Annotated in this window: 26 protein-coding genes and 1 pseudogene; 8 read left to right on the forward strand and 19 right to left on the reverse strand. The window is 63.4% G+C overall.

The annotated features are described in order from the left end of the window. Nucleotides 1-589: 589 nt before the first annotated feature. The 12 genes and pseudogenes from BPRO_RS00510 to BPRO_RS00565 form a co-directional block, all read right to left on the reverse strand. Nucleotides 590-1,294 carry an SDR family oxidoreductase gene (locus BPRO_RS00510; RefSeq protein WP_011481077.1) on the reverse strand — a complete coding sequence of 235 codons (705 nt, stop codon included), beginning with the start codon at nucleotides 1,292-1,294 and terminating at the stop codon, nucleotides 590-592. Nucleotides 1,295-1,371: 77 nt separating this feature from the next. Beyond that, nucleotides 1,372-2,373 (reverse strand): NADP-dependent oxidoreductase, encoded by a 1,002-nt coding sequence (locus tag BPRO_RS00515; RefSeq protein ID WP_011481078.1) that lies wholly within the window; start codon nucleotides 2,371-2,373, stop codon nucleotides 1,372-1,374. Between the two features lie 9 nt (nucleotides 2,374-2,382). After that, nucleotides 2,383-2,847, reverse strand: a complete 465-nt coding sequence (locus tag BPRO_RS00520) for a DUF2147 domain-containing protein (protein ID WP_049764183.1) — start codon at nucleotides 2,845-2,847, stop codon at nucleotides 2,383-2,385. A 73-nt stretch (nucleotides 2,848-2,920) separates the two neighbouring features. Beyond that, on the reverse strand, nucleotides 2,921-3,319 hold the full coding sequence (locus tag BPRO_RS00525; RefSeq protein WP_157045699.1) for a hypothetical protein: 399 nt from the start codon (nucleotides 3,317-3,319) through the stop codon (nucleotides 2,921-2,923). Between the two features lie 20 nt (nucleotides 3,320-3,339). Further along, nucleotides 3,340-4,326, reverse strand: a complete 987-nt coding sequence (locus tag BPRO_RS00530) for an MDR family oxidoreductase (protein WP_011481081.1) — start codon at nucleotides 4,324-4,326, stop codon at nucleotides 3,340-3,342. A gap of 27 nt (nucleotides 4,327-4,353) precedes the next feature. Further along, on the reverse strand, nucleotides 4,354-5,208 hold the full coding sequence (locus BPRO_RS00535; protein ID WP_011481082.1) for an oxidoreductase: 855 nt from the start codon (nucleotides 5,206-5,208) through the stop codon (nucleotides 4,354-4,356). Nucleotides 5,209-5,359: 151 nt separating this feature from the next. Continuing rightward, the gene (locus BPRO_RS00540; protein WP_011481083.1) at nucleotides 5,360-5,959 is read right to left on the reverse strand and encodes a TetR/AcrR family transcriptional regulator; all 600 of its coding nucleotides are present in this window, start codon (nucleotides 5,957-5,959) and stop codon (nucleotides 5,360-5,362) included. 339 nt (nucleotides 5,960-6,298) lie between these two features. Then, a pseudogene (locus BPRO_RS00545) lies at nucleotides 6,299-6,610 on the reverse strand (FAD-linked oxidase C-terminal domain-containing protein); the annotation flags it as partial. A 122-nt stretch (nucleotides 6,611-6,732) separates the two neighbouring features. Then, the gene (locus tag BPRO_RS00550) at nucleotides 6,733-7,698 is read right to left on the reverse strand and encodes a hypothetical protein (RefSeq protein WP_011481084.1); all 966 of its coding nucleotides are present in this window, start codon (nucleotides 7,696-7,698) and stop codon (nucleotides 6,733-6,735) included. Between the two features lie 485 nt (nucleotides 7,699-8,183). Then, the gene (locus BPRO_RS00555) at nucleotides 8,184-8,621 is read right to left on the reverse strand and encodes a CopD family protein (RefSeq protein ID WP_011481085.1); all 438 of its coding nucleotides are present in this window, start codon (nucleotides 8,619-8,621) and stop codon (nucleotides 8,184-8,186) included. A 157-nt stretch (nucleotides 8,622-8,778) separates the two neighbouring features. Further along, entirely contained in the window at nucleotides 8,779-10,200 is a 1,422-nt protein-coding gene (locus tag BPRO_RS00560) for an FAD-binding oxidoreductase (RefSeq protein ID WP_011481086.1), read from the reverse strand. Between the two features lie 158 nt (nucleotides 10,201-10,358). Beyond that, nucleotides 10,359-10,739 carry an EF-hand domain-containing protein gene (locus BPRO_RS00565; RefSeq protein ID WP_011481087.1) on the reverse strand — a complete coding sequence of 127 codons (381 nt, stop codon included), beginning with the start codon at nucleotides 10,737-10,739 and terminating at the stop codon, nucleotides 10,359-10,361. A 199-nt stretch (nucleotides 10,740-10,938) separates the two neighbouring features. Between BPRO_RS00565 and BPRO_RS00570 the strand changes: the two genes are divergently transcribed. Next, entirely contained in the window at nucleotides 10,939-11,508 is a 570-nt protein-coding gene (locus BPRO_RS00570) for a cob(I)yrinic acid a,c-diamide adenosyltransferase (RefSeq protein ID WP_011481088.1), read from the forward strand. A 35-nt stretch (nucleotides 11,509-11,543) separates the two neighbouring features. Here BPRO_RS00570 and BPRO_RS00575 read toward each other — a convergent pair whose 3' ends face one another. Beyond that, the gene (locus tag BPRO_RS00575; protein ID WP_011481089.1) at nucleotides 11,544-11,972 is read right to left on the reverse strand and encodes a hotdog fold thioesterase; all 429 of its coding nucleotides are present in this window, start codon (nucleotides 11,970-11,972) and stop codon (nucleotides 11,544-11,546) included. Between the two features lie 137 nt (nucleotides 11,973-12,109). Between BPRO_RS00575 and BPRO_RS00580 the strand changes: the two genes are divergently transcribed. Both BPRO_RS00580 and BPRO_RS00585 read left to right on the forward strand, forming a co-directional pair. Beyond that, nucleotides 12,110-13,417: an AsmA-like C-terminal region-containing protein gene (locus BPRO_RS00580; RefSeq protein ID WP_011481090.1), complete on the forward strand. Its 1,308-nt coding sequence runs from the start codon at nucleotides 12,110-12,112 to the stop codon at nucleotides 13,415-13,417. Nucleotides 13,418-13,622: 205 nt separating this feature from the next. After that, entirely contained in the window at nucleotides 13,623-14,015 is a 393-nt protein-coding gene (locus tag BPRO_RS00585) for a hypothetical protein (protein WP_011481091.1), read from the forward strand. 283 nt (nucleotides 14,016-14,298) lie between these two features. Here BPRO_RS00585 and BPRO_RS00590 read toward each other — a convergent pair whose 3' ends face one another. From BPRO_RS00590 to BPRO_RS00600, 3 genes are all read right to left on the reverse strand, one after another. Beyond that, nucleotides 14,299-15,585 carry a solute carrier family 23 protein gene (locus BPRO_RS00590; RefSeq protein ID WP_011481092.1) on the reverse strand — a complete coding sequence of 429 codons (1,287 nt, stop codon included), beginning with the start codon at nucleotides 15,583-15,585 and terminating at the stop codon, nucleotides 14,299-14,301. Nucleotides 15,586-15,700: 115 nt separating this feature from the next. Further along, a complete protein-coding gene (locus BPRO_RS00595; RefSeq protein WP_011481093.1) occupies nucleotides 15,701-16,585 on the reverse strand; it encodes an alpha/beta hydrolase in 885 nt (294 codons plus the stop codon). A gap of 243 nt (nucleotides 16,586-16,828) precedes the next feature. Further along, complete coding sequence (locus BPRO_RS00600) at nucleotides 16,829-17,431, reverse strand: TetR/AcrR family transcriptional regulator (RefSeq protein WP_011481094.1); 603 nt, start codon at nucleotides 17,429-17,431, stop codon at nucleotides 16,829-16,831. Nucleotides 17,432-17,530: 99 nt separating this feature from the next. Here BPRO_RS00600 and BPRO_RS00605 point away from each other — a divergent pair, with 99 nt between their 5' ends. Then, nucleotides 17,531-19,621: an acetoacetate--CoA ligase gene (locus tag BPRO_RS00605; RefSeq protein ID WP_011481095.1), complete on the forward strand. Its 2,091-nt coding sequence runs from the start codon at nucleotides 17,531-17,533 to the stop codon at nucleotides 19,619-19,621. Further along, nucleotides 19,618-20,067 (forward strand): YbaY family lipoprotein, encoded by a 450-nt coding sequence (locus BPRO_RS00610; protein ID WP_011481096.1) that lies wholly within the window; start codon nucleotides 19,618-19,620, stop codon nucleotides 20,065-20,067. The genes BPRO_RS00605 and BPRO_RS00610 overlap by 4 nt, the downstream gene beginning before the upstream one ends. 13 nt (nucleotides 20,068-20,080) lie before the next feature. Here BPRO_RS00610 and BPRO_RS00615 read toward each other — a convergent pair whose 3' ends face one another. Then, nucleotides 20,081-20,980 (reverse strand): DMT family transporter, encoded by a 900-nt coding sequence (locus BPRO_RS00615; protein WP_011481097.1) that lies wholly within the window; start codon nucleotides 20,978-20,980, stop codon nucleotides 20,081-20,083. 86 nt (nucleotides 20,981-21,066) lie between these two features. On the opposite strand from BPRO_RS00615, the gene BPRO_RS00620 reads away from it, so the two are divergent. From BPRO_RS00620 to BPRO_RS00630, 3 genes are all read left to right on the forward strand, one after another. Then, nucleotides 21,067-21,969, forward strand: coding sequence for a LysR substrate-binding domain-containing protein (locus tag BPRO_RS00620; protein ID WP_011481098.1), 903 nt, complete (start codon nucleotides 21,067-21,069; stop codon nucleotides 21,967-21,969). Nucleotides 21,970-22,056: 87 nt separating this feature from the next. Continuing rightward, nucleotides 22,057-23,064 (forward strand): Bug family tripartite tricarboxylate transporter substrate binding protein, encoded by a 1,008-nt coding sequence (locus BPRO_RS00625; RefSeq protein ID WP_011481099.1) that lies wholly within the window; start codon nucleotides 22,057-22,059, stop codon nucleotides 23,062-23,064. Next, nucleotides 23,061-24,035: a succinylglutamate desuccinylase/aspartoacylase domain-containing protein gene (locus tag BPRO_RS00630; RefSeq protein ID WP_011481100.1), complete on the forward strand. Its 975-nt coding sequence runs from the start codon at nucleotides 23,061-23,063 to the stop codon at nucleotides 24,033-24,035. Before BPRO_RS00625 ends, BPRO_RS00630 begins: the two co-directional genes overlap by 4 nt. 120 nt (nucleotides 24,036-24,155) lie before the next feature. On the opposite strand, the gene BPRO_RS00635 is transcribed toward BPRO_RS00630, so the two are convergent. Further along, nucleotides 24,156-24,674, reverse strand: a complete 519-nt coding sequence (locus BPRO_RS00635) for a flavin reductase family protein (protein ID WP_041388150.1) — start codon at nucleotides 24,672-24,674, stop codon at nucleotides 24,156-24,158. A 145-nt stretch (nucleotides 24,675-24,819) separates the two neighbouring features. Further along, nucleotides 24,820-26,634 carry a sigma-54-dependent Fis family transcriptional regulator gene (locus BPRO_RS00640; protein WP_011481102.1) on the reverse strand — a complete coding sequence of 605 codons (1,815 nt, stop codon included), beginning with the start codon at nucleotides 26,632-26,634 and terminating at the stop codon, nucleotides 24,820-24,822. Between the last annotated feature and the right edge of the window lie 253 nt (nucleotides 26,635-26,887).

The following is a 26,887-nucleotide window of genomic DNA, read 5'->3' on the forward strand; positions in this document are numbered from 1 at the left end:
GCAACGGGCCCAACCCCGGTATCACCGGGGGCTGGCGCTGGAGGAAAGTTCTGACCACTGCCGCTGATGATGACAGGCGGCAGCTGGCGGGCTCAAGTTACTGGCGGACTACCTCTGTCGACCCAGTGCTGCCCTTCACGTGCCCTGCGTTCGCCGCCAAGAGCGGTCTTCGGTTGGCGCCGGAACTCTCGCAAGTGTCTCGGCAACACTACGAGCGGGCTCTCTAGTGCAGTGTTGCATGCTTGATGGGACGAATAAAAGCGATGGATGTTGGGTCAGGGCAAGGCGCAAACCACAGCGATACCCGCAGGTATCGCGCGGATTTGCAACGCCGCCATGGCGCAAAAGACGCGGTTTTATGTTCCAGATAGCGTGCAACACTGCACTGGCTAGTCCAAGAGTCCAACGAGATGGCGTTGATCGCATGGCGACACACCGGCCGTGGGAATCTGCGCCATGACGGCGCGATTGGCGAGCTGAATCGAAGCGGCGACGAGAGGGGCGAAAAGCATGATGCCCCTTGAGTGAATGCAGGTCGTTCGAGACTTTGTCGTTGGCAGAGGGCGGGGCTGACGATCGAATTCAGGCCTCAGGAGGCCTGCGGTAGGTAGCTGGGCCTGGCCACCGTCATCCCGCGCTTGACTTGCAGGGTGAGCTCATCGGCCAGCACTTCATCAAGGCCCGATTCGAGTCCGTCGAGCGCGCGCTTGACGATCTCCTCAGGGCTGGACTTCGGGACATCGAACCCGTGCGTGAGATCGGTATCGACGTAGGCCATGTGCAGTGCCAGCACCTGCGTCTTCTGCGTCGCCAGTTCGTTGCGCAGGGCATTGGTGAGAGACCAAGCTGCGGACTTGCTGGCCGAATAGGCGGCCAGCTCGCCGCCGTTCACCCATGAAGCGACCGACAACACATTGAGCAACGCGCCACCGCCGTTGGCCTTGAGAATGGGCGCAAAGGCCTTGCTCATGCGCAACATGGCGAAAAAGTTGGTCTCGAAGATGCGCCGTGCGACGTCTTCGCTGTCCGCTGCGAGAAAGCCTCCAGGCTGGGCAATGCCGGCGTTGTTGATGATCAGCGTGACATCCGACGCCAGCGCTGCGGCGGCGGCCACGTCTGCCGGCTTGGTGACGTCGAGTCGCAGGGCCTGAACACCGGATTGGGTGACGGTCGCAGGATCGCGCGCGCCAGCGTAGACCTTGCGGGCACCGCGGGCGAGCAACTCGCGAGAGAACGCCTGGCCGATGCCGCGATTGGCACCGGTGACGAGGACAACAGAATTCTCGATTTTCATAGGAATCTCCAAAGTGGGGGACAAACAGATTCAGCGGCCGGCTTTCAGGTTTTCCAGCAACACTGACATGAACAAACTCACTTGATCTTGACGACGACCTTGCCCTTGGCGCGGCCTGCTTCGACGTAGGCCATGGCCTCGTTGGTTGATTCGAACGGGAACACCCGATCCATCACGGGGCGGATGACGCCAGCATCGAAAAGACGGGTGACCTCGCGCAGTTGGCTGCCGTTCGCCTTCATGAAGAGGAACGAGAAGCTGACGCCGCGGCTCCTTGCCTTGCGTCTGATGCCTGAGCTCAGCAGCCGCATGACCAGTTTCACGAACCCGGGGGCCCCGCTTTCCTTGCCGAATTCGGGATCAGGCGGACCGGAGATGGAGATGAGCTTCCCGCCGCCCTTGAGCACGCGGAGGGATTTTTCGAGCGTCTTGCCGTCCTGGCTGTTCAGGACCACGTCGTAGTCGCGCAAGACATCCTCAAAGTCCTGCGTCTTGTAGTCGATGACGACGTCCGCGCCCAGACTCTTCACGAGCGCGACATTGGTCGTGCTCGTCGTCGTGGCGACGGTTGCGCCCAGATGCTTGGCCAACTGGATGGCAAAAGTGCCTACGCCGCCCGAGCCAGCCTGGATGAAGACCTTCTGCCCCTTTTTCAGGTTGGCCTTCTCGACCAGTGCCTGCCAAGCCGTCAAAGCCACCAGGGGAATGGAAGCGGCTTCTTCCATCGTGAGGCCCTTGGGCTTGAGCGCAAGCGATGCCTCCTTGACCGGGACGAACTCAGCGAATGTACCGATCCGAAAATCATCCGGCCGCGCATAGACCTCATCGCCCAGCTTGAACTGCCGCACTTGCGGGCCGACCTTGACGATCACCCCAGCGACGTCGTGGCCCAGGATGAGGGGCAGGCGATAGGGCAGGATGAGCTTGAACTCTCCATCCCGGATCTTGGAGTCCAGCAGGTTCACGCCAGCGGCATGGACCTGGACCAAGACCTCGTCGTCGCGCAACTCCGGAGTCGGCATGTCCGCCAAGCGCAACGCGCGCTTTTTTCCATATCGCTCAAGAATAAATGCTTTCATGGTTTTTCCTTATTCCTGGCGTACCCAGGTTTGCGAGCGGCCCAGCATTGGCACGCCGATGTAGCCGCGTACGCTGAGCTTCTTGCCGTTGTCGGTCAGGCGCACTTTGCTGCGATAGACCTTGCCGTTGTCCGGATCGAGAATTTGGCCGCCGCCGTATTCGTCGCCGTCCTTCGTCAGGCCGTTCAGAATCACCAGCCCGATGACCGGTGCATCCTTGTTCGCGCCCTGGCATTTGTCGCACTTCGGATTCGGATCCTCGGTCGGGCCGGGAAACACTTTTTCGATTCTGCCCTGCAGGGTTTCATTCGATTCGGTGATGCGGATCAGCGCCCGTGGCTTGCCGCTGACGTCGTCAACGTTCCTCCACAGGCCCGCGGGCGAGGCATCGTCCGCCCGGACCGGCGGCGCCATCAGCGCCGCGGCCAGGATAAGGCCGACGGAGCCCGTTTGTTTCAAACGAAGTATTGCCATGGCTCCAACGGTTGAAGCTGCTTGGCCGGCGGTCAGTGGCTTGAGGGTGATTGATGGCATGTGTGTTCCTTTCTCAATGGCTGGATTGCCTGGTGGATTTCCTTGTAATTGCGACATGCAAGAACGTCATGGCGAGCACGATCTCGATTGCAACGGCCACCAAGATGCCGGGCCCGGCATGGCCGTTGACGAGCTCAGAGGTGCCAAGAACTGCGAGCAGCAGGCAAGTGACGACAGCACCGCTTAGCAAGGCCGAGCGGGCTGGCGATGGCTCCGCATTCCTTGCGCTGAGGAACATGACGCCGATCCCCGCATACAGAGGCGCCCCCCGGCGACCCACCAAGCCAGCCTGGCTTGTAAGATCAACGCCCCAACTGGACAGCAGTACACCCGGCGCGAGCATCCAGGTGAGTGCCAGGGCAAAGAAAATGAGTGCGGACAGGATCGCCACACGGCGAAAGCTAATCTTCATGGGGCGGTGTCGTGGCATGCTCATGCGTTGACGTCAACGACGGTACGGCCCTGGACTTTTCCCTCGAACAATCGCTCAATGACCGCGGGCACTTCGGCAAGGCCAACCAGATGTGTGGTTCGCGCGAGCTTGCCCAAATCCAGGTCCCGAGCCAGTCGTGACCAAGCCTCGATGCGCACCTGTTGAGGCGCATTGACCGAATCGATGCCAGCAAGCGTCACATTGCGCAGGATGAAAGGCAGCACCGAGGCCGGAAGATCCATGCCCTGGGCCAGGCCGCAAGCTGCGACCACGCCTCGATACCGCGTCTGCGCCAGCACGTTGGCCAGCGTGCGGCTGCCGACCGAGTCGACTGCGCCGGCCCACCTTTCACTGCCCATCGGCGCTCCCGGCTCCGAAAGCATCCGGCGATCGATGATGTCGGCGGCGCCAAGGCTGCGCAGATAGTCGCTTTCCTCAAGTCGCCCTGTGGATGCGACGACCCGGTATCCTAGACCAGACAGGATCGCGATGGCGACGGAACCGACGCCGCCATTGGCGCCCGTCACGAGAACGTCCCCATGCTGGGGCGTGAGCCCGCCATGCTCAAGCGCCAGCACACACAGCATCGCCGTGTACCCCGCCGTCCCGATGGCCATCGAGTCCTTGGTGGACAAAGCGGCTGGGAGCTTGATCAGCCACTCGCCATTAACACGCGCCTTCTGCGCATAGCCACCGTGGTGGGTCTGGCTCAAGCCCCAGCCGTTGGCGACTACGCGGTCGCCAGCAGCGATGCCGGGGTACGAGGAAGCCTTGACCGTGCCGGCGAAGTCGATGCCGGGAATCAAGGGGAACTGGCGAATCACGTCGGCACGACCGGTGACGGCCAACGCGTCCTTGTAGTTCACGGTGGAGTAATCGACGTCGACCACGACGTCCCCGGGCATGAGGTCTTGTTCATTCATTTCGACCACGCTGGTCGAAATCGTTTTACCTGTCTTTGATGCGAGCAATGCTTTGAATGACATCGGGTTCTCCTGAATTAACGACTTGAACTACTTCTCAAGAACCGGAGTGCGAGGCAGCGACACCGTCGGCGCGTCGAGCTGCAGATTCTTTCGAATCCCGGCATCCACCAATCCGGCAGGCGCAAATCTGCGAAGCAATCGCAGACCGCCCGCGCGGATACCGGCTGGGTATCGGAGTTTCGGGCGGGCTGCGAGGGCCGCTTTCAGTACGGCGTCGGCCACAACACCAGGTTTGTCTCCAGCCTCGACGAGCTCCTTCATCTTCTTGGTCAAGGCCGCACGGACCTCGCGATACTCATCGAGCTTGGAGTCGGGTTCCAGCAAGTTCGCGTCGAACTGCGTGTTCGTGTTCGCAGGCTCGATGACCGAGACCCGGATGCCCCACGTGCGCAGCTCATGGTCGAGCGATTCCGAATAACCTTCTATCGCGTGTTTGGTTGCGGCATAGAGCGCCATGTACGGCATGGGCAAGAAACCAAACACTGAGCCGATGTTGATGATGCGACCACTCCCCTGGCGTCGCATGTGGGGCACGACGGCCCGGGTCATCCGCACGATCCCGAAGAAGTTCGTATCGAACATCGACTGGGCCTGCTCGATCGAACTCTCTTCCGCACCGGCTGCAGCGACCCCGAAGCCGGCGTTGTTGACGAGAAGGTCGATGCGGCCTTCCAACTGCATCAGCTTCTGGACCGCAGCTTCGACCGACTCGTTCTTGGTCACATCCAGGGGCAACATCTCGAACGATTGTTGACCCGCCTGGCCGCCGCGCCTGCTGGTGCCGTACACCTTGTAGCCGGCCTTCGAAAGCCGCTGCGCAGTCACTTCGCCGATGCCCGACGAGGCACCCGTCACGAGGGCAATCTTGTTCATCATGTTCATGGCGTTTCTCCTTTAGCGTGTGGGATTCGGGACGCGTCGGCATGCGGGGGGCATTGCCGAACAGAAGGGCTCGCCTGACAGGCGTTATATTGATTTCGCATGATGATCATCATATGTTTAGGCGAGCGAAAAGGCGAGTGTCTCAGTGGATTCAGGCGGGGGGCAGGTGCTTCAATGCGGCCGCGCACAGGCTGTCCGATAGCGCGGGCTCGTCGACTGCACGCGCTAACAGCAATGTGCCCACCATGGTGGCGACGGTCACGAGTGCGCGTTCGTGGGCACCGGGCTGCCCCCAGTCAGGCGACTGACGGGCGACAAGATCGATCATTTCCTTGATGTGCCGGGTGGTCACTCGGCGTACTTCGGGGGCCTGGCGCGGCGTCTCCGAGCCCAGCGCGGCCAGGGGACATCCCATTTCTACCTGCTCCAGGTGCTCCCGCGAGAGGTAAGTGCGAAGCATGGATGCAAAAGCCTGCTCGGAGGGCACGCTGGCAACAACCTCCGCCACTACGGCGGCTGACTCCGCGCACGCCCTCCCCGCCGCTTCGGCCAACATGGCCTCGCGTGACGTGAAGTGGGCATAAAAGGCGCCATGCGTCAGGCCGGCCTCCTTCATGATGTCGGCGACTCCAGTACCGTCGTAGCCGCTACGACGGATTGCTCGGGCGGCCACGGCCACGATGCGTTCGTGCGTGGCATCCTTAGCCGCAGCTCTGGCGTTAGGCTTCCTATTTTGCATGATGAGCATCATACAATAATTTCCAGCAGTGCGCACTGCGGCGTTTTTGGGGCAAGGTCGATCACCGGGGATCCATCCCGACCACGGCCACGACCTATGCGCAAGTGTTCAAGGCTGGCCGCAACGCGGCGTGACGTTGAATGCACTAGGAGGGCGCTCGCGTTGAAGCCGATCCACAACAGCGCGACGCAAAGCTGTCGCCTGAAAATGCCCGCTGGTGGCCGGCACTGGGCATTGGTGAATTAAGCGCCGCATGAGGGTGGGGTGAGCGCTACCGAATCAAAAATGGTTTGCCCGGTTTCTATGATTCAAACCGGGGTTTTACCCTCGTTGGTTGTTCGTCAATAGCTATTAAAAAGAGAGTAAACCGGTGTGCCCCAACACGCACAGCGTAAAAATCTTGCCCGGATCCATGATGTTCTTCGGGTCCAGCGCGCGCTCGATGGTGCGCATCATCTCGACCGCACCGTCGCCGGCTTCCATCACCAGGAAATCCATTTTGTGCAGGCCCACGCCGTGCTTGTCGGTGCAGGTGCCTTCCAGGCTCAGCGCGCGGTTCACCAGCTTGTGATTCAGGGCCTTGGCCACTTCGCGCTCTTCGGGCAGGGTGGGGTCGATCAGGTAGCTGAGGTGGAAGTTGCCGTCGCCCACGTGGCCGACGAGGGTATCACTGGGCTCAGCGAAAACTCAGGCGGCCGGGGTGTCTTCATACAGAGGGTGATGCGTCCAAAAAACTCCCAGCCTATTTGACCGACTGCTGCTGAATCTTCGCTTCAATCCAGCTCTCATTTGCGATCCTGCCCGCGATCCTCGTCCTTGTCGCGGTCTTTCCCCTGTCCTTGCTTGCGCCTTGGCTCCTGCGGCGCTCCCTTGCCTTTCGGAACGTTTTCCTGGCTTGCCCTTGGCGTCTGCTGCTCACGCGGGGCTGCCCCTTGCGGTGGCTGCTGCTGATCCTGGACGGCCGGGCCTCTCTGTTGTTGAGGACGGGCCTGGCCTGGGGCTGACCGCTGATCCCGCTGATCCTCTTCGCCTCCCCGTTGCGGCGGCTGTGCCCGTGGGGCGGCCGGCCGACCCTGCTGGAGCGGTGGTGGCTGATCAGGCCGCTGGATATCCTGCTGCCTGGCGCTTCTCTGCCTCTCCTGCTGCGCTCCCGGCTGTTCCCGCTGAGAAGGCGCGGGCGCTCTTTGCACTGCCTGCCCCTGATAGTGCTGCCGCACTACGGCGTCGCGCGGCTGGTAACGGTAATTTTGGCTGTGCAGTGTCTGCTGCTGCTCCATCTGGGGGTACCTGTCCCCTGAATACTGCCGCTGGTAGACAGGCAGCGGAGCGGGTGCTGGAGCAGAGCGTCGGTCCCACTTGTCCCATCCCCTTCGATGCTGCTCCCATTCACGGCCCCAGTACTCACCCCAGCGTGGCGGCGCATCCGGCCGCCACCCGTAAAAGTACCCGGGAGGAAGCCGGTAGTAGCGCACCGGGACTCGCAGGATGAACAGCGGCACAAACTCAGGCACCACCAGTACCCAGGGCCCGTTGTACCAGGAGCTCGCGTACCAGTGGTCGCGCTGGTATACCCAGTACATGCCGTCGTAAAAGAAGAAGTTGGAATCCAGTCGCGGAGCGTAGTAGACCGGGTAGCCCGGTACCCTGACGAATTCCGGGAACAGCGACAGGTGAATCCCGATGCTCACCTGGGCAATGGCCGAAGTCGCCGACCCAAGCAGTATCAAAAGCCCAATGAGTAAGTGGCGCATTTTGTCCTCCAGTTCGATCACCAGGGGCGGAGTGTCGGCTGCGCAAAGTCACGCCTACCCCGATGCTTCAAAAAAACTGCCATGCCAGAGGGGCCGATTCCGCCAGTGGCATGCCTGGCACCATCGTACGCCCGGCGAGCGGACAGGTCCAGCACGAAGCCCGGCCTGGCTAGTGCAGTGTTGCACGCTATCGGGAACATAAAACCGCGTCTTTTGCGCCATGGCGGCGTTGCAAATCCGCGCGATACCTGCGGGTATCGCTGTGGTTTGCGCCTTGCCCTGACCCAAAATCCATCGCTTTTATTCGTCCCATCAAGCATGCAACACTGCACTGGATATCCCTACAACGCGCGCGGGCAGGGGTCGGCGTCGAATCAAAGCAGATCAGAAGCTGGATCAGAAGTGCCTGGCCACTGCGTGAACGACCACTTGAGCGGCCGTTTGAGCGGCCGTTTTTTGGCCGTCAACAGACAAGCCAGCCGACGCTAAAGAGCACCCGGCGGTTTAAGGGTGACCAGAAGAATGATGGCGGTGATGGCTGCGACCGTGAAGCCGGCTGTCAAGCGCATATAGCCGGGTGCTTGCAGCGCTGAATCACCGCTCATGCGCCTGATGGTGGCCGACTGGTTGCCGTGCAGCGCGGACAGCAGGACGACCCCTGCCAGCTTGGCCCACAGCCATGGCGCGCTATACCAGCCACTCATGACCGCCAGCGTGATGCCCAAAAGCCAGACCAGCCCCAATGCGGGTGTTGTGACTTTGCGGTCCCATCGATGGATGGCGACCAGCAAACGGTGCTCGTTCGCCTCGCGTGGCAGCGTTGCGTGGGCCAGCGACCCCAGCACCAGGGACAGTGTCAACATCCCGCCGATCCAGGTCACGACGGCGACGATGTGAAAAGCCTTGATGGAAAGATAGATCACCGCGAACTGCCGCCTTGTGTGCTTTCGGGGCCTTCAGTCACCAGGTTACCAGGTCACCAGGTCACCAGGATTTGTTTGCAGGCAAGGCGTGCGGGGCAATCTCATGGCACTTTCATGGCACTTCAGGCCAGCAGAAATCGACCAGCAGCCCCTGTACTCACAGCGTGAAAATCTTGCCCGGGTTCATGATGTTTTTCGGGTCCAGCGCGCGCTTGATGGTGCGCATCATCTCGACGGCGGCATCACCGGTTTCCGTCACCAGGAAATCCATTTTGTGCAGGCCCACGCCGTGCTCGCCGGTGCAGGTGCCTTCCAGCGCCAGCGCGCGGCTGACCAGCTTGTGGTTCAGTTCTTCGGCCACTTCACGCTCTTTGGGCTGCTCGGGGTCGATCAAATAGCCAAAGTGGAAATTGCCGTCGCCCACGTGGCCGACGAGGAAGTAGGGAATGCCGCTGGCGTCGACTTCGGCGACCGACTCCAGCAGGCAGTCGGCCAGGCGCGAAATCGGCACGCAGGTGTCGGTGGAGATGGCGCGGCAGCCGGGGCGCGACTGGATGGCGGCGAAATAGGCGTTGTGGCGCGCCGTCCAGAGCCGGGTGCGCTCTTCCGGCGTGCTGGCCCATTCAAACGCCTGGCCGCCATGGCCGCTGGCGAGCTCCTGCACCAGCTCGGCCTGCTCCTTCACGCTGCTGGGTGAGCCATGGAACTCCATCAGCAGCATGGGTTCTTCGCGCAGGCCCAGCTTGGCATAGGCGTTGACCATGCGGACGGTGTTGTGGTCGATGAGCTCCACGCGCGCAATCGGCACGCCCATCTGGATCACTTCAATCGTGGTGCGCACGGCCGCCTCGATGCTGGGGAAGGAGCAGATCGCCGCTGAAATGGCTTCCGGCAGCGGATAGAGTCTGACCGTGACTTCGGTGATGACACCCAGCGTGCCTTCGCTGCCCACCATCAGGCGCGTCAGGTCGTAGCCGGCCGATGATTTCTTGGCGCGGGTGCCGGTGCGGATGACCTCGCCGCTGGCCGTCACCACTTCCAGCGCGAGCACGTTTTCGCGCATGGTGCCGTAGCGCACGGCGTTGGTGCCGCTGGCGCGCGTCGCGCTCATGCCGCCCAGCGTCGCATCGGCGCCGGGGTCGATGGGGAAGAACAGGCCCGTGCTTTTCACTTCTTCATTGAGCTGCTTGCGCGTCACGCCGGGCTGCACCGTCACGGTCAGGTCTTCCGCGTTGATCGACAGCACCTTGTTCATGCGGCTCACATCAATGCTGATGCCGCCCTGCACGGCCAGCAGATGGCCCTCCAGCGAGGTGCCAACGCCAAAGGGGATGACCGGCACGTTGTACTGGCTGGCCAGCTTCACGGCGTCGGCCACGTCCAGCGTGCTTTCGGCAAAGACCACGGCGGCGGGTGGCGGCGCGGCGAACGAGGACTCGTCACGACCGTGCTGCTCGCGCACCACCAGCGCGGTGGAGCAACGCTCGGCGAAGCGGGCCTTGAGTGCGTCCAGCAGCGCGGCAGGTGTCTCGCGCTGATGAATTTCCGGCAGCAAATGGACGGGTAGGGGTGCATTCATGGGTGTCTCCAGGTCAATGGCACAGTTTACGACGTGCGCGTCGCGTCTGCCAAAGAAAGCTTGTGGAGTTCCCGGACGCCGGGGCGTTGCCGGAGCACCTGGAAGTCACGCCGCCGGTGCAGGCCGGCGGCGCGCCAGGAGCGAAGATGCGTAAGGGGTCAGGAGCCTGCTGCGCTGCTGAATTCGCCGCGCGAGATGAAGGTGTCGTGATCGGTGTCGATCAACTCGAAACGCTGCGCCACGGCCGGGAAATGCTCGGCTTCCTGGCGATCCAGTTTGCCGTCCCGGTTGGTGTCGGCCCGGTTAAACGCCGCCTCCAGGTCATTGCGGGTCACCCGGTTTGGCGGGATGGTACCGGTTGTTGCCGAAGGTGCCATCTGTGCCGACGGATTGGTGGGGCTTGCGGGACTGGTAGGTGAAGGCGGTGAATTTTGTGCCCGCGCGGCAGCGGCGGCGCCCATGGCCAATGCAGCCACCAGCACCACGCTGCGCAATTCAAAGTTGCCAAAGTTGGGAATAGAATGGTTTTTCACCGTCATGCAGAGATGTCCTTCAAAGGTTGCTTCAAGGTTGAACAGGGCCTGATTGCATCGCAAAGCGCGCCAGGCGGCCAGCACTCTTGCAGGGTGTTTCTCTGCTGACATGGTGGCGGACCACGACACATTTGCTTGCCTCGCGTAACGCCGCGCGAGGCTTCACCGGTTTCACGGCGCCTCACCCCCTTCACACCTCACCCATATGGCCAACAGACTTTCACAGATCGCAACACGCACGGGCGACAACGGCACCACGGGGCTGGGCGACAACACGCGCGTCTCCAAAGACAGCCTGCGTGTTCATGCCATGGGCGACGTCGATGAATTGAATTCGCAGATCGGCGTGCTGCTCTGCGAAGAAATGCCGCCCGGCGTGCGCGACCTGCTGGTCGAAGTGCAGCACCAGCTGTTCAACCTCGGCGGCGAGCTGTCGATCCCGGGCTTTGAGCTCCTCAAGCCCGAGGCCGTGGCCCTGCTCGATGCGGCGCTGGCCGAGCACAATGCCCAACTGCCGCGCCTGGCGGAATTCATTTTGCCGGCCGGCTCGCGGGCCGCGGCGCTCGCGCATGTGTGCCGCACCGTGGCGCGCCGCGCGGAGCGGGCGGTGGTGGCCCTGGGCGCGGCCGAGCCCCTCAAGGAGGCGCCGCGTCAGTACCTCAACCGTTTGAGCGACCTGCTGTTTGTGCTGTCACGCGTGCTCAACCGCATGAATGGCGGTGACGATGTGTACTGGAAAAGCGAACGCATGGCGAGGGCGGCCTCGGAGGAGTGAGCGCATCTTAAAGCCGGCAGCGTCGAGCCTGGATATCACGACTGCTTCGGCTGCAGCATCGCCATGGTGATGCGCGACACGCAGGTCAGCTCGCCCGCGTCGTTGGTCATCTCGATCTGCCAGACCTGGGTGCTTCGGCCAATGTGCACGGGCCGCGTGATGCCGGTCACCCAGCCGCTGGTTGTGCCCTTGAGGTGGTTGGCGTTGATATCCAGTCCCACAGCGCGATGCCCTGCAGGCGCTGTGTAAGCGGCGCCACACGAGCCCAGTGTTTCGGCCAGCACCACCGACACTCCGCCGTGCAGCAGCCCATAAGGCTGGACCGTCCGGCGGTCCACCGGCACGCGGGCGCGGATGAAATCATCGCCCACTTCCAGAAATTCGATGCCCAGATGGGTGACGGCGCAGTTCGCGTTGGACGCGGTGAGCAATTCGATGGAGATGGGCTGTTTCCAGATGCGCATGGTGATTCCAGACTGATTCGGGGACAGGGCGCCCTCCACTATAAGGTGGCCGCCTACACCCCTTGGGCAACTTGTCGCGCCTTCCGCTGCCAGGGCCGGGCGTAAGCTGGAGAAATGGTCACGAAAGCACCCTCTCCATGACACGCGCACACCGCTGGCTGGTGGGCCTCGGTCTTGTCCTGGGCCTGCCGGTTTTGCTCTGGGTGGCGATGATGCGCCTCGTGCCCTCCGATGACGAGCTGGCGCGTCGCGCAGCCCTGCAGCTGGAGGCGTGGCTCGGTGTCAAGGTCAACGTGGGTGCGCTGCACTGGCGGCTGCTGCCGGCGCCGACGCTGGTGATGGAAAACATCATCACGGTGCAGCCGCAGCCCATCGTCATTCAAAAACTCACCGCTTATCCGGACCTGCTGGCGCTCTGGCAGCGCCGCGTGAAGATGGACCGTGTAGACCTGCACGGCGCCACCGTGCCGCAGTTGTCGCTGGGTTGGGCCCTGGCGCGGCCGGAACACGGTCGCGAGCCAACTGAATCGAGCGTCGGCGACATTCCGCTGGCGCGTCTGGTGTTTCGCGACGTGACCTGGATTTCGCGGCACGGTGTTCCCGTCATTTACGACGGCGAGGTGGACTTTGATCCCGGCTGGCGGCCGCGCCACGCCCTGTTGCGCCGTCCCGGTTTCACGCCCGTCACCGACCTCACGCTGACCCGCGAGGGGCAGGATGACCGGTGGGCTGCCCGCATCAACGTGGGCGGCGGCACGGCCCACGGCACGGTGGAACTGCAGACCCGCCCCAACGGCCGCTTCCACCTGGAAGGCGCCTTGCAACCGAAGGATATGGAGGTGGAGAGTGCGCTGGCCGCCTTCAACCGCCGTTCCATCGTCGCGGGCAAGGCCTCTGGCAATACGGTGTTGTCCGCCCATGGCGACAACGTTGTCGAACTGGCGCAGTCGCTTCACACCAGGACCACGTTCGCCATGGGCTCTTCGAAGCTGCTGCGGTTCGACCTCGACAAGGCGATTCGCAGCGCGGGCCAGGAGTTCGCCGGACAGACAGCGCTCGAATCAGTCACCGGGCAGCTCGACACGCAGAACACACCGCAGGGCATGGTGGTCGACTACACCGGTATCAAGGCAGGGTCGGGTGCACTGACCGCATCGGGAAAGGCCCGGGTGGCCAACCAGCAAGTCCAGGCTGAACTCTCGGTGGATCTCGTGGACGGTGTGGTCGGCGTACCCTTGCAAATCAACGGACCTCTTGAGAACGTGAGGGTGTCCGTATCCCGCGGTGCGCTGGCGGGTGCCATGGTGGGCACGGCGATACTGCCCGGCGTCGGCACGGCGATTGGTGCCCGTATCGGCGCCACGCTGGGCAAGATCCTCAGCCCGGATCCCGCGGGCAAGCCGGTTCCCCGAAGCGGCACGGGATCCCCCGGAAAGCAGCCCTGAGGCTCCCCACTCCCGAACTGGCGGGCGCGAAGTCCACACATGTGTTTATTTTTGTTAACGCCGTAATGGCCCGTAACTTGCCCGTCCTTGGGGTATTCCAGTGGAGTAAAGTTTTAAGTCGATAAATCTCCAGCTTTGCGGCAATCCGCTATTCGGGCAATCCCCCGGTGTCGATGTCCTTGCAACCTGACCCAAGGTCCTGACCATGTCCCCAAAGCAGTCCGCCTCTCCCCTTTCCACTCCGCTTGCGCGCGCGCTGGATCAGAATGACACGGCGAAAGAGACGATGGAGCAGGCGGCCGATGAACTGATGGTGATCAACACCGTACTCAAACAGGAAATTCCCGACCCCTTGCAAACCGGCGAAGTCGCACAGGCCCTGCGAAAAACTGACGAAATCGAACGCAGGATTCAGGAGTCCGCCGACGAGCTGGCGCAGGTTCACCAGGTCCTGGCGCAGGAAATCGGCGCACGCGTCGACCTGGAGCGCGAGTTGGTGGCGACCAAAATTGCCCTGGCCCAAGCCAGAGGTCAGCGCCTGCACGAAGTGGAGCCCTGCTCGACAGGTGGTCAGGGCGGCAGCCCGCGGCCCCGCTAGTACTCCGACCCAGAAATATCGAAACATGAAGGCGCGCCTTCGAACCCATGCCGTCGCTGCAAATCCTCGCCATAGCTACAGCTATGTCTGCGGTTTGCGCCTGGGCCCAATACGGTTCAGTTAAGCCCTTGCCCCCTGGTTTGTCATCGCGGACTTGATCCGGGATCCATGGATTGCGGGTCAGGCCCGCAATGACAAGTCAAGGTTTTGGTTCGGGCCCGAATCCATCGCTTTCATTGTGTTCCGATGCCTCTGTGTCGAAGTACTAGTGTGCAACACCACACTAGCGCTGGCGGTTGAGCAGCGCATACAGCAAGATGGCGCCGAAGGTGGCGGTGCCAATGCCGCCCATCGCAAATTGCCCGAACTTCAGCGTGAAGTCGCCGGTGCCCAGCACCAGCGTGATGGCCGCCACGATCAGGTTCCTGTTGTCTGAAAAGTCCACCTTGTTGTCGACCCAGATCTTGGCGCCGGCCACGGCAATGAGGCCGAACACCACGATGCTCACCCCGCCCATCACGGGCAGGGGAATCGCCTGGATCAACGCGCCGAACTTGGGGCTGAAGCCCAGCAAAATGGCGATCAGTGCTGCCACGACAAACACGGCCGTTGAATAGATCTTGGTGGCGGCCATCACGCCAATGTTTTCGGCATAGGTGGTGACACCGGTGCCGCCGGCGCTGCCCGAGACGATGGTGGCCACACCGTCGCCGATGAAGGCCCGGCCGATGTAGACATCCAGGTTTTTGCCGGTCATGGCGGTCACCGCCTTGATGTGGCCGAGGTTTTCCGCCACCAGGATGATGGCCACCGGCGCAATCAGCAGCATCGCGTTCAGGCTGAAGACCGGCGCGGCAATGCCTGGTAGACCGACCCAGCCTGCGCTGGCGATCCCCGACAGATCCAGTGGCTTGCCGAGGCCCAGCCCATTGGTGAGCACGGCATACACGATGCTGGCCACCAGCAGGCCGACGAGGATCAGCAAACGCTGCACCATGCCGCGGGTCATCACGGCCACCAGTGCCACGCTCACGAAGGTCACCAGCTGCATCCATGCATCGAAGTTGCTCGCCGCCATGTTCTTGACGGGTATGCTCGCCAGGTTCAGGCCAATCACCGCCACGACGGCGCCAGTCACCACCGGTGGCATGACGCGCTCTATCCAGCCGGTGCCGACAAGCTGCACGATCACGCCAATCAGGGTGTAGGCCACTCCGCAGGCAATGATGCCGCCGAGGGCCACGCCAAGGTTGGCATTGGGCCCCTTGCCCGCATAGGCCGTGGCGGCAATCACCACGCCGATGAACGAAAAGCTCGAACCGAGGTAGCTGGGCACCTTGCCGCCCGTGACGGCAAAAAAGATCAGCGTGCCGATGCCGCTCATCAGGATCGCGATGTTGGGGTCAAAGCCCATCAGGATGGGCGCCAGCACCGTGGCGCCAAACATCGCAATCACGTGCTGCACGCCCATCACCGCAGTTTGCGGCCACGGCAGCCGTTCGTCCGGCGCGATCACGCCTCCCTGCTTCAGCACGTCGACGCTCTTCTCCTTCCAGTCCAGCATTCCCATCACTTCCTCCCTTTGTAAAGTGTGGCAATGCTAGGGGGAATGGACGCATCCCACAAGAGCGACCGGATGCCGGCAGAACGGGCACCCTGCGATCTGCGGCCGGTGATGGCCGGCCTCAGGCCAGGAACGAGGCGACGTGTTGCAGCACCCCGGTGTCTTTCAGGATCTTCTGGTGCCCCAGCCCTTCGGTGGCCACCAGGCGTGCGCCTTCGATCGTTTGGCTGTACGCCACGCCGTCGGCGAAGTGGTTGATGTTGTCCTGCCGGTCATGCACCACCAGCGTGGGCAGGTGAATGCGCGGGCCCACCGCCGCCGGCTCAAACTGCGGCATCAGGATGCCTTCGCGCGCTTCGACGCGATGCTGCATGGCTGCGCGCGTGGTCTCGCTCAGGCCAAACACGTGGGCAAACAGGCGCGTGTACTCATAAGGTGAGGCGGGCGGGGCCAGCAGCACCAGCCGGTTCACCGGCAGGCCGCGGCTGGCGGCATAGGCGCCGGCGTTGGCTCCCAGCGAATGGGCCACCAAGCCGTGCACGCTGTAGCCCTGCTGCTGCAGGCGCGCCGAGACGTACTCGATCACACGTGCGAATTGCGGCAGGTTGCTGGTCGAGCCGCGGCTGCGTCCGTGCGCGGGCATCTCGACGATCATGGGCCGCATGCCCTGCGCCGCCAGCGTGTCGGCCAGCGCCAGCATCTGGCCGGCGTGTCCGCCCCAGCCGTGCACCAGCAGAACGACCGGGCCCTGCGGCGCGATCGGGCGTGAATAAAGCGTCAGGCTGGCGTCTTCAAACGGCCACTGTTCCAGGTGCCAGGCAGGGCTCCAGGCTCTGCGGCGGCTCAGCCACTTGGGCGGCAGCGGCGTGCCAAACAGGCGATAGGCCGCACGCACGGCCAGCGCCGGCCAGATGCGCTGCGAGGCTCCCAGGCCCCAGCGGAACACCCGCGTGAGCGGGCTGGCGTTGTAGTAGGCTGTGGCTGCCTGCAGGGATGTACGTGTCATGGGACTCTCCGTTTTTGAGTCAGCAGGGGGCCGGCCCCGGCTTCAGTCATTCAGTAATAGATCCAGTCTTCATTGCTGCGCGGCAGATGGCGCAGCGAGGCCAGGGCGGCCGTCACACCGCACACCAGCAGAAAACCGATGAACGAAAAAATGATGATCAACATGGCATCTTCCTTTCTTCGCACGGTCGTGCGAAATTAGAGCAAACACAACAAACAAGGGCACGTGGGCGTCCCTCAACAATCAGGTTTTGTAGCTGTTAATCAGGCGCTCCCAGGATGCCTGGGTGCGCTCGGCCGCGCGCGGGTCGCGCAGAAAGCGCGCATCGTGCAACAGCCCAATGGACAAGCTGCTGATTTCGCTGACCAGCTGCTCGGGGTCGGTGTCTGGTTGCAGGTGGCCGGCCTCGATGGCCTGCAACACGGTACGGCGCAAGGCGGCGCGCCAGCGCGTCACTTCCTGCAGCAGCGTGTTGCGCAACTCGCCCTCCTTGTCGTCCAGCTCGAACGCGCCGGCCGTGTAGATGCATCCCTGCTGCACTTCGACGTCGCGCGTGCGCACAATCCAGCGGCGCACGATTTCGTTGAGGCGTGGCAGGCCTTTGGGCTGCTGCATGGCCGGTACAAACACATCGGCCAGAAAGCGCCGGCCAAACTCTTCAATGACGGCTTTTTGCAAAGCCTCGCGCGAGCCGATGCGCGAGAACACGCCGCTCTTGGACAGGCCGATCCGGTCGGCCACGGCCTGCAGCGTGATGGCCTCCAGGCCTTCCGCCGCTGCGAGATCAATTCCCGCGCCAATGATGGCGGTCCGGGTCATCTCGCTTTTCTGGGTTTTGGCGTCCATGCGGCGAATATTAGCACGATTGTGCGAAATTGCAAATCACGCACTTCATGAGGCGTGCTGACCCTTCTCACGTCAAGGTCGTGGCGTTAAGCTTGCACCATGAGCGCACCCTTTACTCCCCAAATACGCCTCTACCAGGACTGGTTGAAGGCCACGCGCGGCCTGTCCTTTGACAGCTATGACGCACTGTGGCGTTGGTCGGTGACCGACCTGGAGGCCTTCTGGCAAAGCATCTGGGACTATTTTGAGTTGCAATCGCCGACGCCGCACACAGCGGTGCTGGCCGACCGGCGCATGCCTGGTGCCCGGTGGTTTCCGGGCGCCCAGGTCAACTATGCGCGGCAGGTCCTGCGGCACGTGGACAAGGCCCACGCCGCAGGTTTCCCCGCGCTTGTCAACCACAACGAAAAAAGCCTTGCCAGCGGCCAGCACCGCGAACTGAGCTGGCCTGCTCTGCGCCAGCAGGTCGCGTCACTGGCACTGCACCTGAAGGCCCAAGGTGTGGAGCCGGGCGACCGCGTGGCCGCCTATTTACCCAACATTCCCGAGGCCATGGTGGCTTTCCTGGCCGTGGTCAGCATAGGCGGCGTCTGGAGCATTTGCGCGCCCGACATGGGCACCCACGCCGTGCTGGACCGCTTCAAACAGATCGAACCCAAGGTGCTGATTGCCTGTGACGGCGTGCGCTATGGCGGGCGCGATTTTGACCGCACGGCTGTGCTGGCGGAGCTGCGCGCCGCGCTGCCCAGCCTGCAGCATGTGATCGTTCATGAGAATCTTGGCAGCACAAATTCAATAGCCGACAGCACCCTTCTCGAAAGCGCGACGGCCCGAAATGATGCGCAAACTGCGGCGTTTGAACCGCTCTGGCTGCCGTTTGACCATCCGCTGTGGATTGTCTATTCCAGCGGCACCACCGGCCTGCCCAAGCCCATCGTGCATGGCCACGGCGGCACGCAACTGGTAGCGCTGGCGTTGAAGACCCTGCACAACGACATCGGTTGCAGCTACGAGGCCAACAGCTGGGGCGAGCGCTACCACTGGTACAGCTCCACCGGCTGGGTGATGTGGAACGCGCAGCTGAGCGGCCTGCTCAACGGCACCACCTGCTGCCTGTTTGACGGCAACCCCGGCGGCAGCAAGGACAAACCCGACTGGACCACGCTCTGGCGCTTTGCGGCCGACCTTGACGTGACGTTTTTCGGCGCCGGTGCCGCCTTCTTTGCCAATTGCATGAAGGCGGGGGTTGAGCTGGCGGAATGCGGCGATCTGACAAGGATAAGGGCACTCGGCAGCACCGGTTCGCCGCTGAGCGAAGACACGCAGCGATGGGGGACGCAGCAATTCCGCAAGCTCCATGCCGTTCGCTCTGAGCCTGTCAAAGAGCCCTTCGACCTTGCTCAGGACCGGCTTCGACAAGCTCAGCCCGAACGGGAAGATATCTGGTGGTGCAACATCTCCGGCGGAACGGACTTCGCCGGCGCTTTCATCGGCGGCAACCGCGAATTGCCGCTGGTCCCCGGCGAGATGCAGTGCCGCCTGCTCGGCTGCGCGGTCGAGGCCTGGAACGAGCAGGGCCAACCTGTCATCAATGAAGTGGGCGAATTGGTCTGTACGCAGCCCCTGCCGTCCATGCCTCTGTACTTCGTCGGCGATGAGGGCAACCAGCGCTACCTCTCCAGCTACTTCGACATATACCCCAATGTCTGGCGGCATGGCGACTGGCTCAAGATTGGCGCCAACGGCGGTTGCGTGATATACGGCCGCAGCGATGCCACCATCAACCGCCACGGCCTGCGCATGGGCACCAGCGAGCTGTACAGCGCGATAGAGGCGCTGCCCGAGGTGCTGGACTCGATGGTGGTGGACCTGGAGTATCTGGGCCGCGAAAGCTACATGCCGCTGTTTGTGGTGCTGCGCGAGGGTGTCGCGCTCGACGACGCCCTGAAAGCCCGTTTGAATGGTGCGATCAAAACCGCGTTGTCGCCGCGCTTTGTACCCGATGCCATTTTTCAGGTGCCCGAAATACCGCGCACTCTGTCGGGCAAAAAACAGGAGCTGCCAATCAAGAAACTGTTGCTGGGGCAACCGATCGAGAAGGTGGTGAACCGGGACGCGATGGCCAACCCGGATTGCCTCGCATGGTATGTTCAGTTCTCGCAAAACTACCTTGCCGAAAGGGGCGCATGAATCGACGAATGATGGGGGCGGCCGCCCTCGCTGTCCTTGGCCTGCTCACTGCATGCGCGACCGGACCCGCCTCCGCTCCCCCGGCCGACGTGCCAGCAGCATCTGCCACCTCCGGGCTGCGTGTGACCGGCACCGTGTCCTACCTGCAGCGCGTGGCCTTGCCGCCCGACAGCGACGTCATTGTCCAGCTGCGTGACATCTCGCGACTCGACTCGCCATCGGGCGTGTTGGCCGAGCAGCGTTTCACGCCCCGCAGCCAGGTGCCCTTGCCGTTCGAACTCAGCGTGGATCCGGGCCGGATAGACCCGCGCATGCGCTACGCCGTGGCAGCGCGCATTCAGCGCAACGGCAAATTGCTGTTCATCAACGACAAGCTGCACCTGGTGCTCACGCAAGGCCATGGCAACCGTGTCGACATGGTGCTGCACATGGTGTCCAAACCCTGAAACCCTGAAACGCTCAGGCCGCCGCCGGCTGACGATTCACCAGCACGACACCGACGGCCACCAGCGCCAGCGCCGCCAGCAGGCCGGGCGTCACACTTTCCCTGAGCCACAGCGCGCCAAACAGCAGCGCAAACAGCGGCGTGAGAAAGACAAACACTGAAATCCGGGTCGCCGGGTAGTGCCCCAGCATCCACATCCAGGCCAGGTAACTGGCGAAAGCGCCGATCACGGTCTGCAGCAGCAGCGAGGTGATGGCAAACGGGCTGAATTGCCAGACCCACACCTCGCCCAGCGCCAGTGACAGCGCCGGGAAGGCCAGGCCGCTGACGGCCAGTTGGTAAAAGAGCAGTTTTTCCGCCGCGATGTTGGTCAGGCTGGAGGCGCGAATGACCACGGTGGTGAGTCCCCAGAGCAGCCCGGCCAGCAGCGCCAGCAAGTCACCGCGCGCCGTTGATCCGTGGCCGGCCGTGAAGCCTTCACGCAGGGCAAACACCACGGCGACAAAGGCCCCGAGCAAGCCAACCCATTGCAGGCCGCGCAAGCGTTCGGCCTTGACCCACAGCGGCACCAGCAGGGCGACCCAGAAAGGCGAGGTGTACAAAAACACCGTCAGGCGCGAGGCGCTGGTGTACTGCAGGCCCAGGTAAATGCAGGCAAACTCCGCGCCAAACAGCGCACCTGCCAGCAGGCCGGCCCGCAGGGAGCCGTCACGGCCAAACAGCGCAATGCCGCGCCACAGGCACCACAGCCCCAGCAGGGCCGTGGCGCCCAGCAAACGCAAGGAGGCCTGGAACATCGGCGGGATCTCGCTGATGGTGGCCTTGATCAGCACCTGCTGCAGGCCCCAGAACAGGCAGCAACCCAGCAGCAGGGAGACAGCGAGGGTGTCGAGGTGGGTCTTGCGTGCGGTCATGCCTTGATGGTAGCCGGGGCTCCCCGCGGCCCGGCGGTGGGTGACAAGGAATACCATCACATGAACTGACAGGACAGGGTGTTGCTGTGGACCATAAATGGCTGGAAGATTTCATTGTGCTGGCGCGAGAGCGCAGCTTTTCAAGGGCAGCCGAACTGCGTCATGTGACGCAGCCGCAGTTCTCGCGCCGCATACGCGCACTGGAGCTGTGGGCCGGCGCCGACCTGATCAACCGCGCCAGCATGCCGCTGGGGCTGACTGCCGCTGGCGAGGAACTGCTGCCGGTGGCGCACCGGGCGGCGGCGAGCCTCAACGACGCCCGCGCCCGCATACGCCATGCGCGTGGCAGCCTTGACTGGGTCACGCTGGCGACCGGGCGCACGCTGTCACGCACGGCCGTGCCGGACTGGCTCGCGCGCGTCAAGCGTTCGGCCGGCGAGTTTCGGCTGCGCATCCTGACAGGCTCCATCCATGAGGGGGCCACGGCCCTGGAGCAGGGCGCCGCCGATTTCCTGTTGTCGTTTACCCATCCGCGCCTGCCGCTGCTGCTGGACGAGCAGACGTTTGAAGGCATCACGCTGGGCACCGACGAGCTGGTGGCCGTGAGCGCGCCGCGCGGCGATGGCCAGCCGCGGCATGCCTTGCCTGGCACGGACCGCCACCCGGTGCCGGTGCTGGGCTATGCCCCGACGCTGGCGCTCAGCCAGATCCTTCAGGACGGACTCAGCCGCAGTTCGCGCGAGCTGCACCTGCACACGGTGACCGAATCGGACTTTGCCGAGTCGCTGCATGAGCAGGCGCTTCAGGGCGTGGGCATGGCGTGGCTGCCCCGCGGGTTGGTGGATGGCGACCTGCGCAGCGGCCGGCTGGTGGAGGCGGACGGCAAAGGTGCGGCGGTCCGCTTTGAAATCCGCCTGTACCGCCCGCGGAGCCCGCGCAACGATCTGGTGCAGCGCATCTGGTCGGCCAGTACCGCAGCCGGCGCCTGAGTCCGGGGCTCGCATGCTCCCATGCGTGATGCGCATGCGCGGCGCGCGGACGACTTCTAGACTGGCGCCATCAACAAGGAGCCCGTCATGCCTGAAACGTTTACCCTCAACCGCCGCGGCGTCGGCCGCACACTCTGCCTGGCCGCAGCCGGGCTGCTGTGCCTGCCCGCTGCATGGGCGCAGGCCTGGCCCGCCGGCAAGCCCATTTCCCTGGTGGTGGGCTACCCCGCCGGCGGGAGCGTCGACCTGGTGGCACGCATCATTGCGGAGCCGCTGGCCAAGCGCCTGGGCACCCCTGTGGTGGTGGACAACGTGGGCGGCGCCGGTGGAACGATAGGGGCGCAGAAGGTGGTCAATGCCGCAGCCGACGGCTATACGCTGTTGCTGGGCTCCGGAAGCGAAGTTTCCATCGCAAGGCTCTTCAATGCGGCGGTCAGGTACAACGGCGAAACCGACCTGGCCCCCGTCGGGTTGATCGGCGTCACGCCGATGGTCTTCGTGACCAGCCCCCGGACCGGTGTGAAAACCATCGAGGAGGCATTGGCCAAGTCCAGGCGCGAACGCAACCAGTTGAACTTCGCATCGTCCGGCATCGGCACGCCGCTGCATGTTTCAGGCGAACTCATCAACCTGCTGGCCGGAACGACCTTTCGCCATGTGCCCTATCGCGGCGCGGCGCAGCAGCTGCAGGACCTGCTGGGGGGCAATATCGAGTTCAGTGTCTCGGTGCTTTCCTCTGCTTTGCCGCACATCGAATCGGGCAAGATGGTTCCGCTTGGTGTGACGACAGCAACCCGCTCACGGGCGGCGCCGCAGATTCCCGCACTGGGCGAGAACCCGCGCCTGAAAGGTTATGACATGAACGTCTGGTTTGGCCTCTTCGGGCCCGCGAAATTGCCGGCGCCCCTGGTGGCGCGCCTGAACCGGGAGCTCAACGACATTTTGCGCGAGGAAGCCGTGTGGCAAAAGCTGCAAAAGGCCGGCATTTCCAACGAAGGAGGCACGCCGCAGGCGCTCACGGCCTTTATCCGGGCGGAAACCCAGCGCGTGCGCAGTGTGGTCAACAAGGCCGTGGCGACCGGCGCGGCCTCGTGAGCGGCGGTCCCATCAAGGCCCATGCGGTGCAACTGGAGCCGCCCGGGCTGTCCGGCTGGGCGGCTTCTCCCACAGGTACGGCCTATGTGCACGAGCGTGCCTCGGTCGAGGCCGGCCCGGAAGTCCTGCTGACGGCGCTGGTGCACGGCAACGAGTACTCGGGTGCGTGGGCGCTGGATGCGTTCCTGCGCAGCGGACTGCACCCCCGGCGGGGGCGTATCACTGCTGCGTTCTGCAACACGGCGGCCTTCGCACGCTTTGAGGCCCGCCATCCGGACGCATCCCGGTTTGTCGACGAGGACTTCAACCGCGTGTGGTCCGCAAGCGTGCTGGATGGCAGCAGACACAGCGCCGAATTGTCACGTGCCCGCGAAATCCGACCCTTCGTCGACCGCGCCAGCCATTTGCTGGACCTGCATTCGATGCATGAGCCCTGCGGGCCTCTTCTGGTCACCGGCCTGCTGCCACGCAACATCGCTTTCGCGCAAAGCCTGGGTACGGCGAGCCAGGTGGTCGTGGATGCCGGTCACGCCGATGGCGTGCGCATGCGGGACTACGGGCCGTTTGCGGAAAAAGAGGGCTCCCGCATTGCCCTGCTGCTGGAAGCCGGGCAGCACTGGGAGCTGGCGTCGCTGCAGGCGGCGCGCAATGTGCTGATGCGTTTTCTGGTGGGCTGCGGGGTCATGGATCATGGCGACGTGCCGCCTGGCTGGCTGCTGCCCGACGCGATGCCGCCACCGCCGGTGATGGTCACCCACCGCATCGTCGCGCGCTCGGCCGATTTTGCGTTTGTGCAGGACTTTCGTGGCGGCGAAATCATTCGCCGCGCCGGCACACCGATTGCGCACGATGCCGGCGAGGCGGTGGTGACGCCTTATGACGACTGCGTGCTGGTCATGCCATCGGTGCGGCAGTTGCGGCCCGGTGTGACCACCGTGCGCCTGGGGCAGCGGGGCGACGGGATGGTGTAGCGGGGGCGGCCAGGTCGCGTAGAACCCGGATGGATACTTCAGTCACGGACAGTCGTCGCGCCCTGCGCCTGTCGGCCAGGCAAGGCGCGCCGGATTCACCGATGAGGCATCAGCGCCGGCTCACAAAGGGTGCTCGGTGTAGAACCTGCCGCCGTGAAACAGCAGCGGCGCTGCGCCAGCGCGATGGCTGCAGCGCTCCACTTCGCCGACGAAGATCACGTGGTCGCCTTCCTCGTAGCGGCTGCGGTTGAAGCATTCGAAGGTGGCGGCCGCGCCGCTGAGCAGGGGAGAGCCGCTCGCGCCTTCGGTGAACAGCACGTCCGCCCAGCGGTCTTCGCGCCGGCTGGCAAAGCGTTCGGCCAGCGCTTTCTGATCCGCCGCCAGGATGTTGATGGCGTAGTGCGACCCGGCGCTCAGCGCAGCCATGGAGCCCGCTGCCTGCGCCAGGCTCCAGAGGACCAGGGGCGGGTTGAGCGACACCGAATTAAAGGAGTTGGCCGTCAGGCCGACCAGCACGCCGGCCGGCGTGCGCGCGGTGACGATGGTGACCCCGGTGGCAAACATGGCCAGCGAGGCCCGGAACTCTCGTTGGGAAAAGCTGGGACTGCTCGCTTTGCGCGGAATGGAAGGGGTCGGCATAGACGGGTAATTTAACTGAAGCGCTTGAAGCGCACCGGCCACAGGCTTGGCGGCCCTCCCGCCTGGGTGCGATGCTGGATGGGTGAGCGGGTTGGGGGCCGAAGCTGGCGGGGCAGCCCGAAACCTCAAGGCAAGTGTGCGCGAATCAAAGGAGGCGATGCTTTCTTGCGCGGTAGGCCAGCTTCGCCCGCGTTGTGTTGAGCAGCCGCGCTGCGGCGGACAGATTCCCCTGGGATGTGGAAATCGCCCGCAGGAGCGTGTCGCGCTCGGTCTGATCCAGAGACTGCGGAGCCTGCGCCGTGCTTGACGGTGTGGCTATCGCCAAGGCTTGTGCGCAGCCTGCAGGCTCTGCGAAGTTCAAAGTTGCGGAGCTTCCCTTCAGCCGCAGCGTCATGATGTCGGCGCTCAGGGTTTCACCGCTGGTGAATAAGTGGTGCACATCAATCAGCCCTTCCATGTCGGCCATGATCACAGCGCGTTCGATCAGGTTTTGCAGTTCGCGGATGTTGCCTGGAAAGGCATAGTTCAGCAGGGACCGAACCGCTGCCTGCGTGAAGCCGCCAGTGTTGCAGCCGTGCTTGCGCCGGTAATGGTTCAGAAAGTGGTTCATCAACAGGGGAATGTCATCACGCCGCTCGCGCAGGGGCGGCAGGTGAATGGGGAAGACATTGAGCCGAAAGAACAAATCCTCGCGAAACTTTCCCTCCAGCACGGCTTGACGCAGCGCTTCATTGGTAGCCGCCACGACGCGCACATCCACTGCAATGCTGCGCGTGCCGCCCACCCGTTCGACCTCGCCCTCCTGCAAGGCGCGCAGCAGCTTGCCTTGGGCGACGTAGCTCAGCGAGCCAATCTCGTCCAGAAACAGGGTGCCGCCGCTGGCTCTCTCAAAGCGGCCTGGCCGCGAGTGGCTGGCTCCGGTGTACGCCCCGCGTTCCACGCCGAACAGTTCGGACTCGATCAGGGTTTCCGGGATGGCTGCGCAGTTCACCGCCACAAACGGCCGGTCCTTGCGCGGGCTGATCTTGTGCAGCATGCGGGCAAATTTTTCCTTGCCCACGCCGGACTCGCCGGTAAACAGCACGGTGGCCGAGGTACGCGCCACGCGGCTCAGCTGGTGGCAGGCGGCGTTGAAGGCCGAGGAGGCGCCGACCATCGCATCGCCGGCGGAGGCCTCGACCTGGGGCAGTTCGGCGGCGCTGGGGGCTGGGCGGGCGTAGGCTGCGGTATCGACAAACTCCCTGACGTTGAGGTAGCGCATGTCTTGCGCGATATCGTCCCACTGGTCGGCCGATTTGCCTACCACCTGGCAATGCGCTTCGCCCATGGAGCGACACTGCGTTTCCCGGAAGACGACGAGATGGCCGAACAATGTGCTGACATAGCCCGTGGCATAGCCCACCTGCATCCAGCAGGCGGGTGAGCCGCCAATCCCGTAGGCGGCGATGTGTTCATCGTCTTCGCTGGAGTTGTGCCACAGAAATTCGCCTTCATAGCTGCCCGTTTCCGGCTTGTACGAGGCCCGCACCACCTCGACTTTCACCACCCCCTCCAGCGCATGCAGGCGCGTACCCGCGAGGGCGATGGCCGACGGGTCTGCATCGGGCCACTGCCGCCGCACCAGTTGGGCATCGCGGGCGCCGCTGACATAGCCCGCACGGGTGAACAGTCCGCGGGCCTGCTCCAGCCCCAGGCTGTCAATCATTTCGCGCCGCAGGGAGCCCAGGGCTTCCGTGTGCAACAAGACCATGCGCTGGTCTTGCAGCCAGATGCGTCCGTCCCCCGGAGAAAAAAACAGGCATTCGCTGATGTCGGCAATGTTGGGGTGGGCATCGCCGCCAATGTGGGCATTGGCAAATCCGCCCAGGGCTTTTGCCACCAATGCGCTGTCGAAGTTGCCAAGGGTCGTGCCCGTGGCCCGGGCCACGTCGGCCAGGGAGATGCGCGAAGTGTTGCCCATGGGTTTACTTTTTATTTAATCAATTGCGCAAATGTAGTTCACATTTATAACCATTTGATCAAAAAATAAAACAGGGATTTCCCTTTGCTGCGCCGCAGTAATTTGACTTGGGGTATGTCCCTAATTCCCCTCTGGAAAAGGCCTCAATGCGGGGCAGCAGGCGGTTGCGATTGTGGGTGTTGGTCTGTGCATTGCAATACATCCGGCATGTCACAGAAAAAGTGACGAACTGATAAACCAACCGAAAGGGCTT

The sequence above is a fragment of the Polaromonas sp. JS666 genome, assembly GCF_000013865.1.
Taxonomy (GTDB): domain Bacteria; phylum Pseudomonadota; class Gammaproteobacteria; order Burkholderiales; family Burkholderiaceae_C; genus Polaromonas.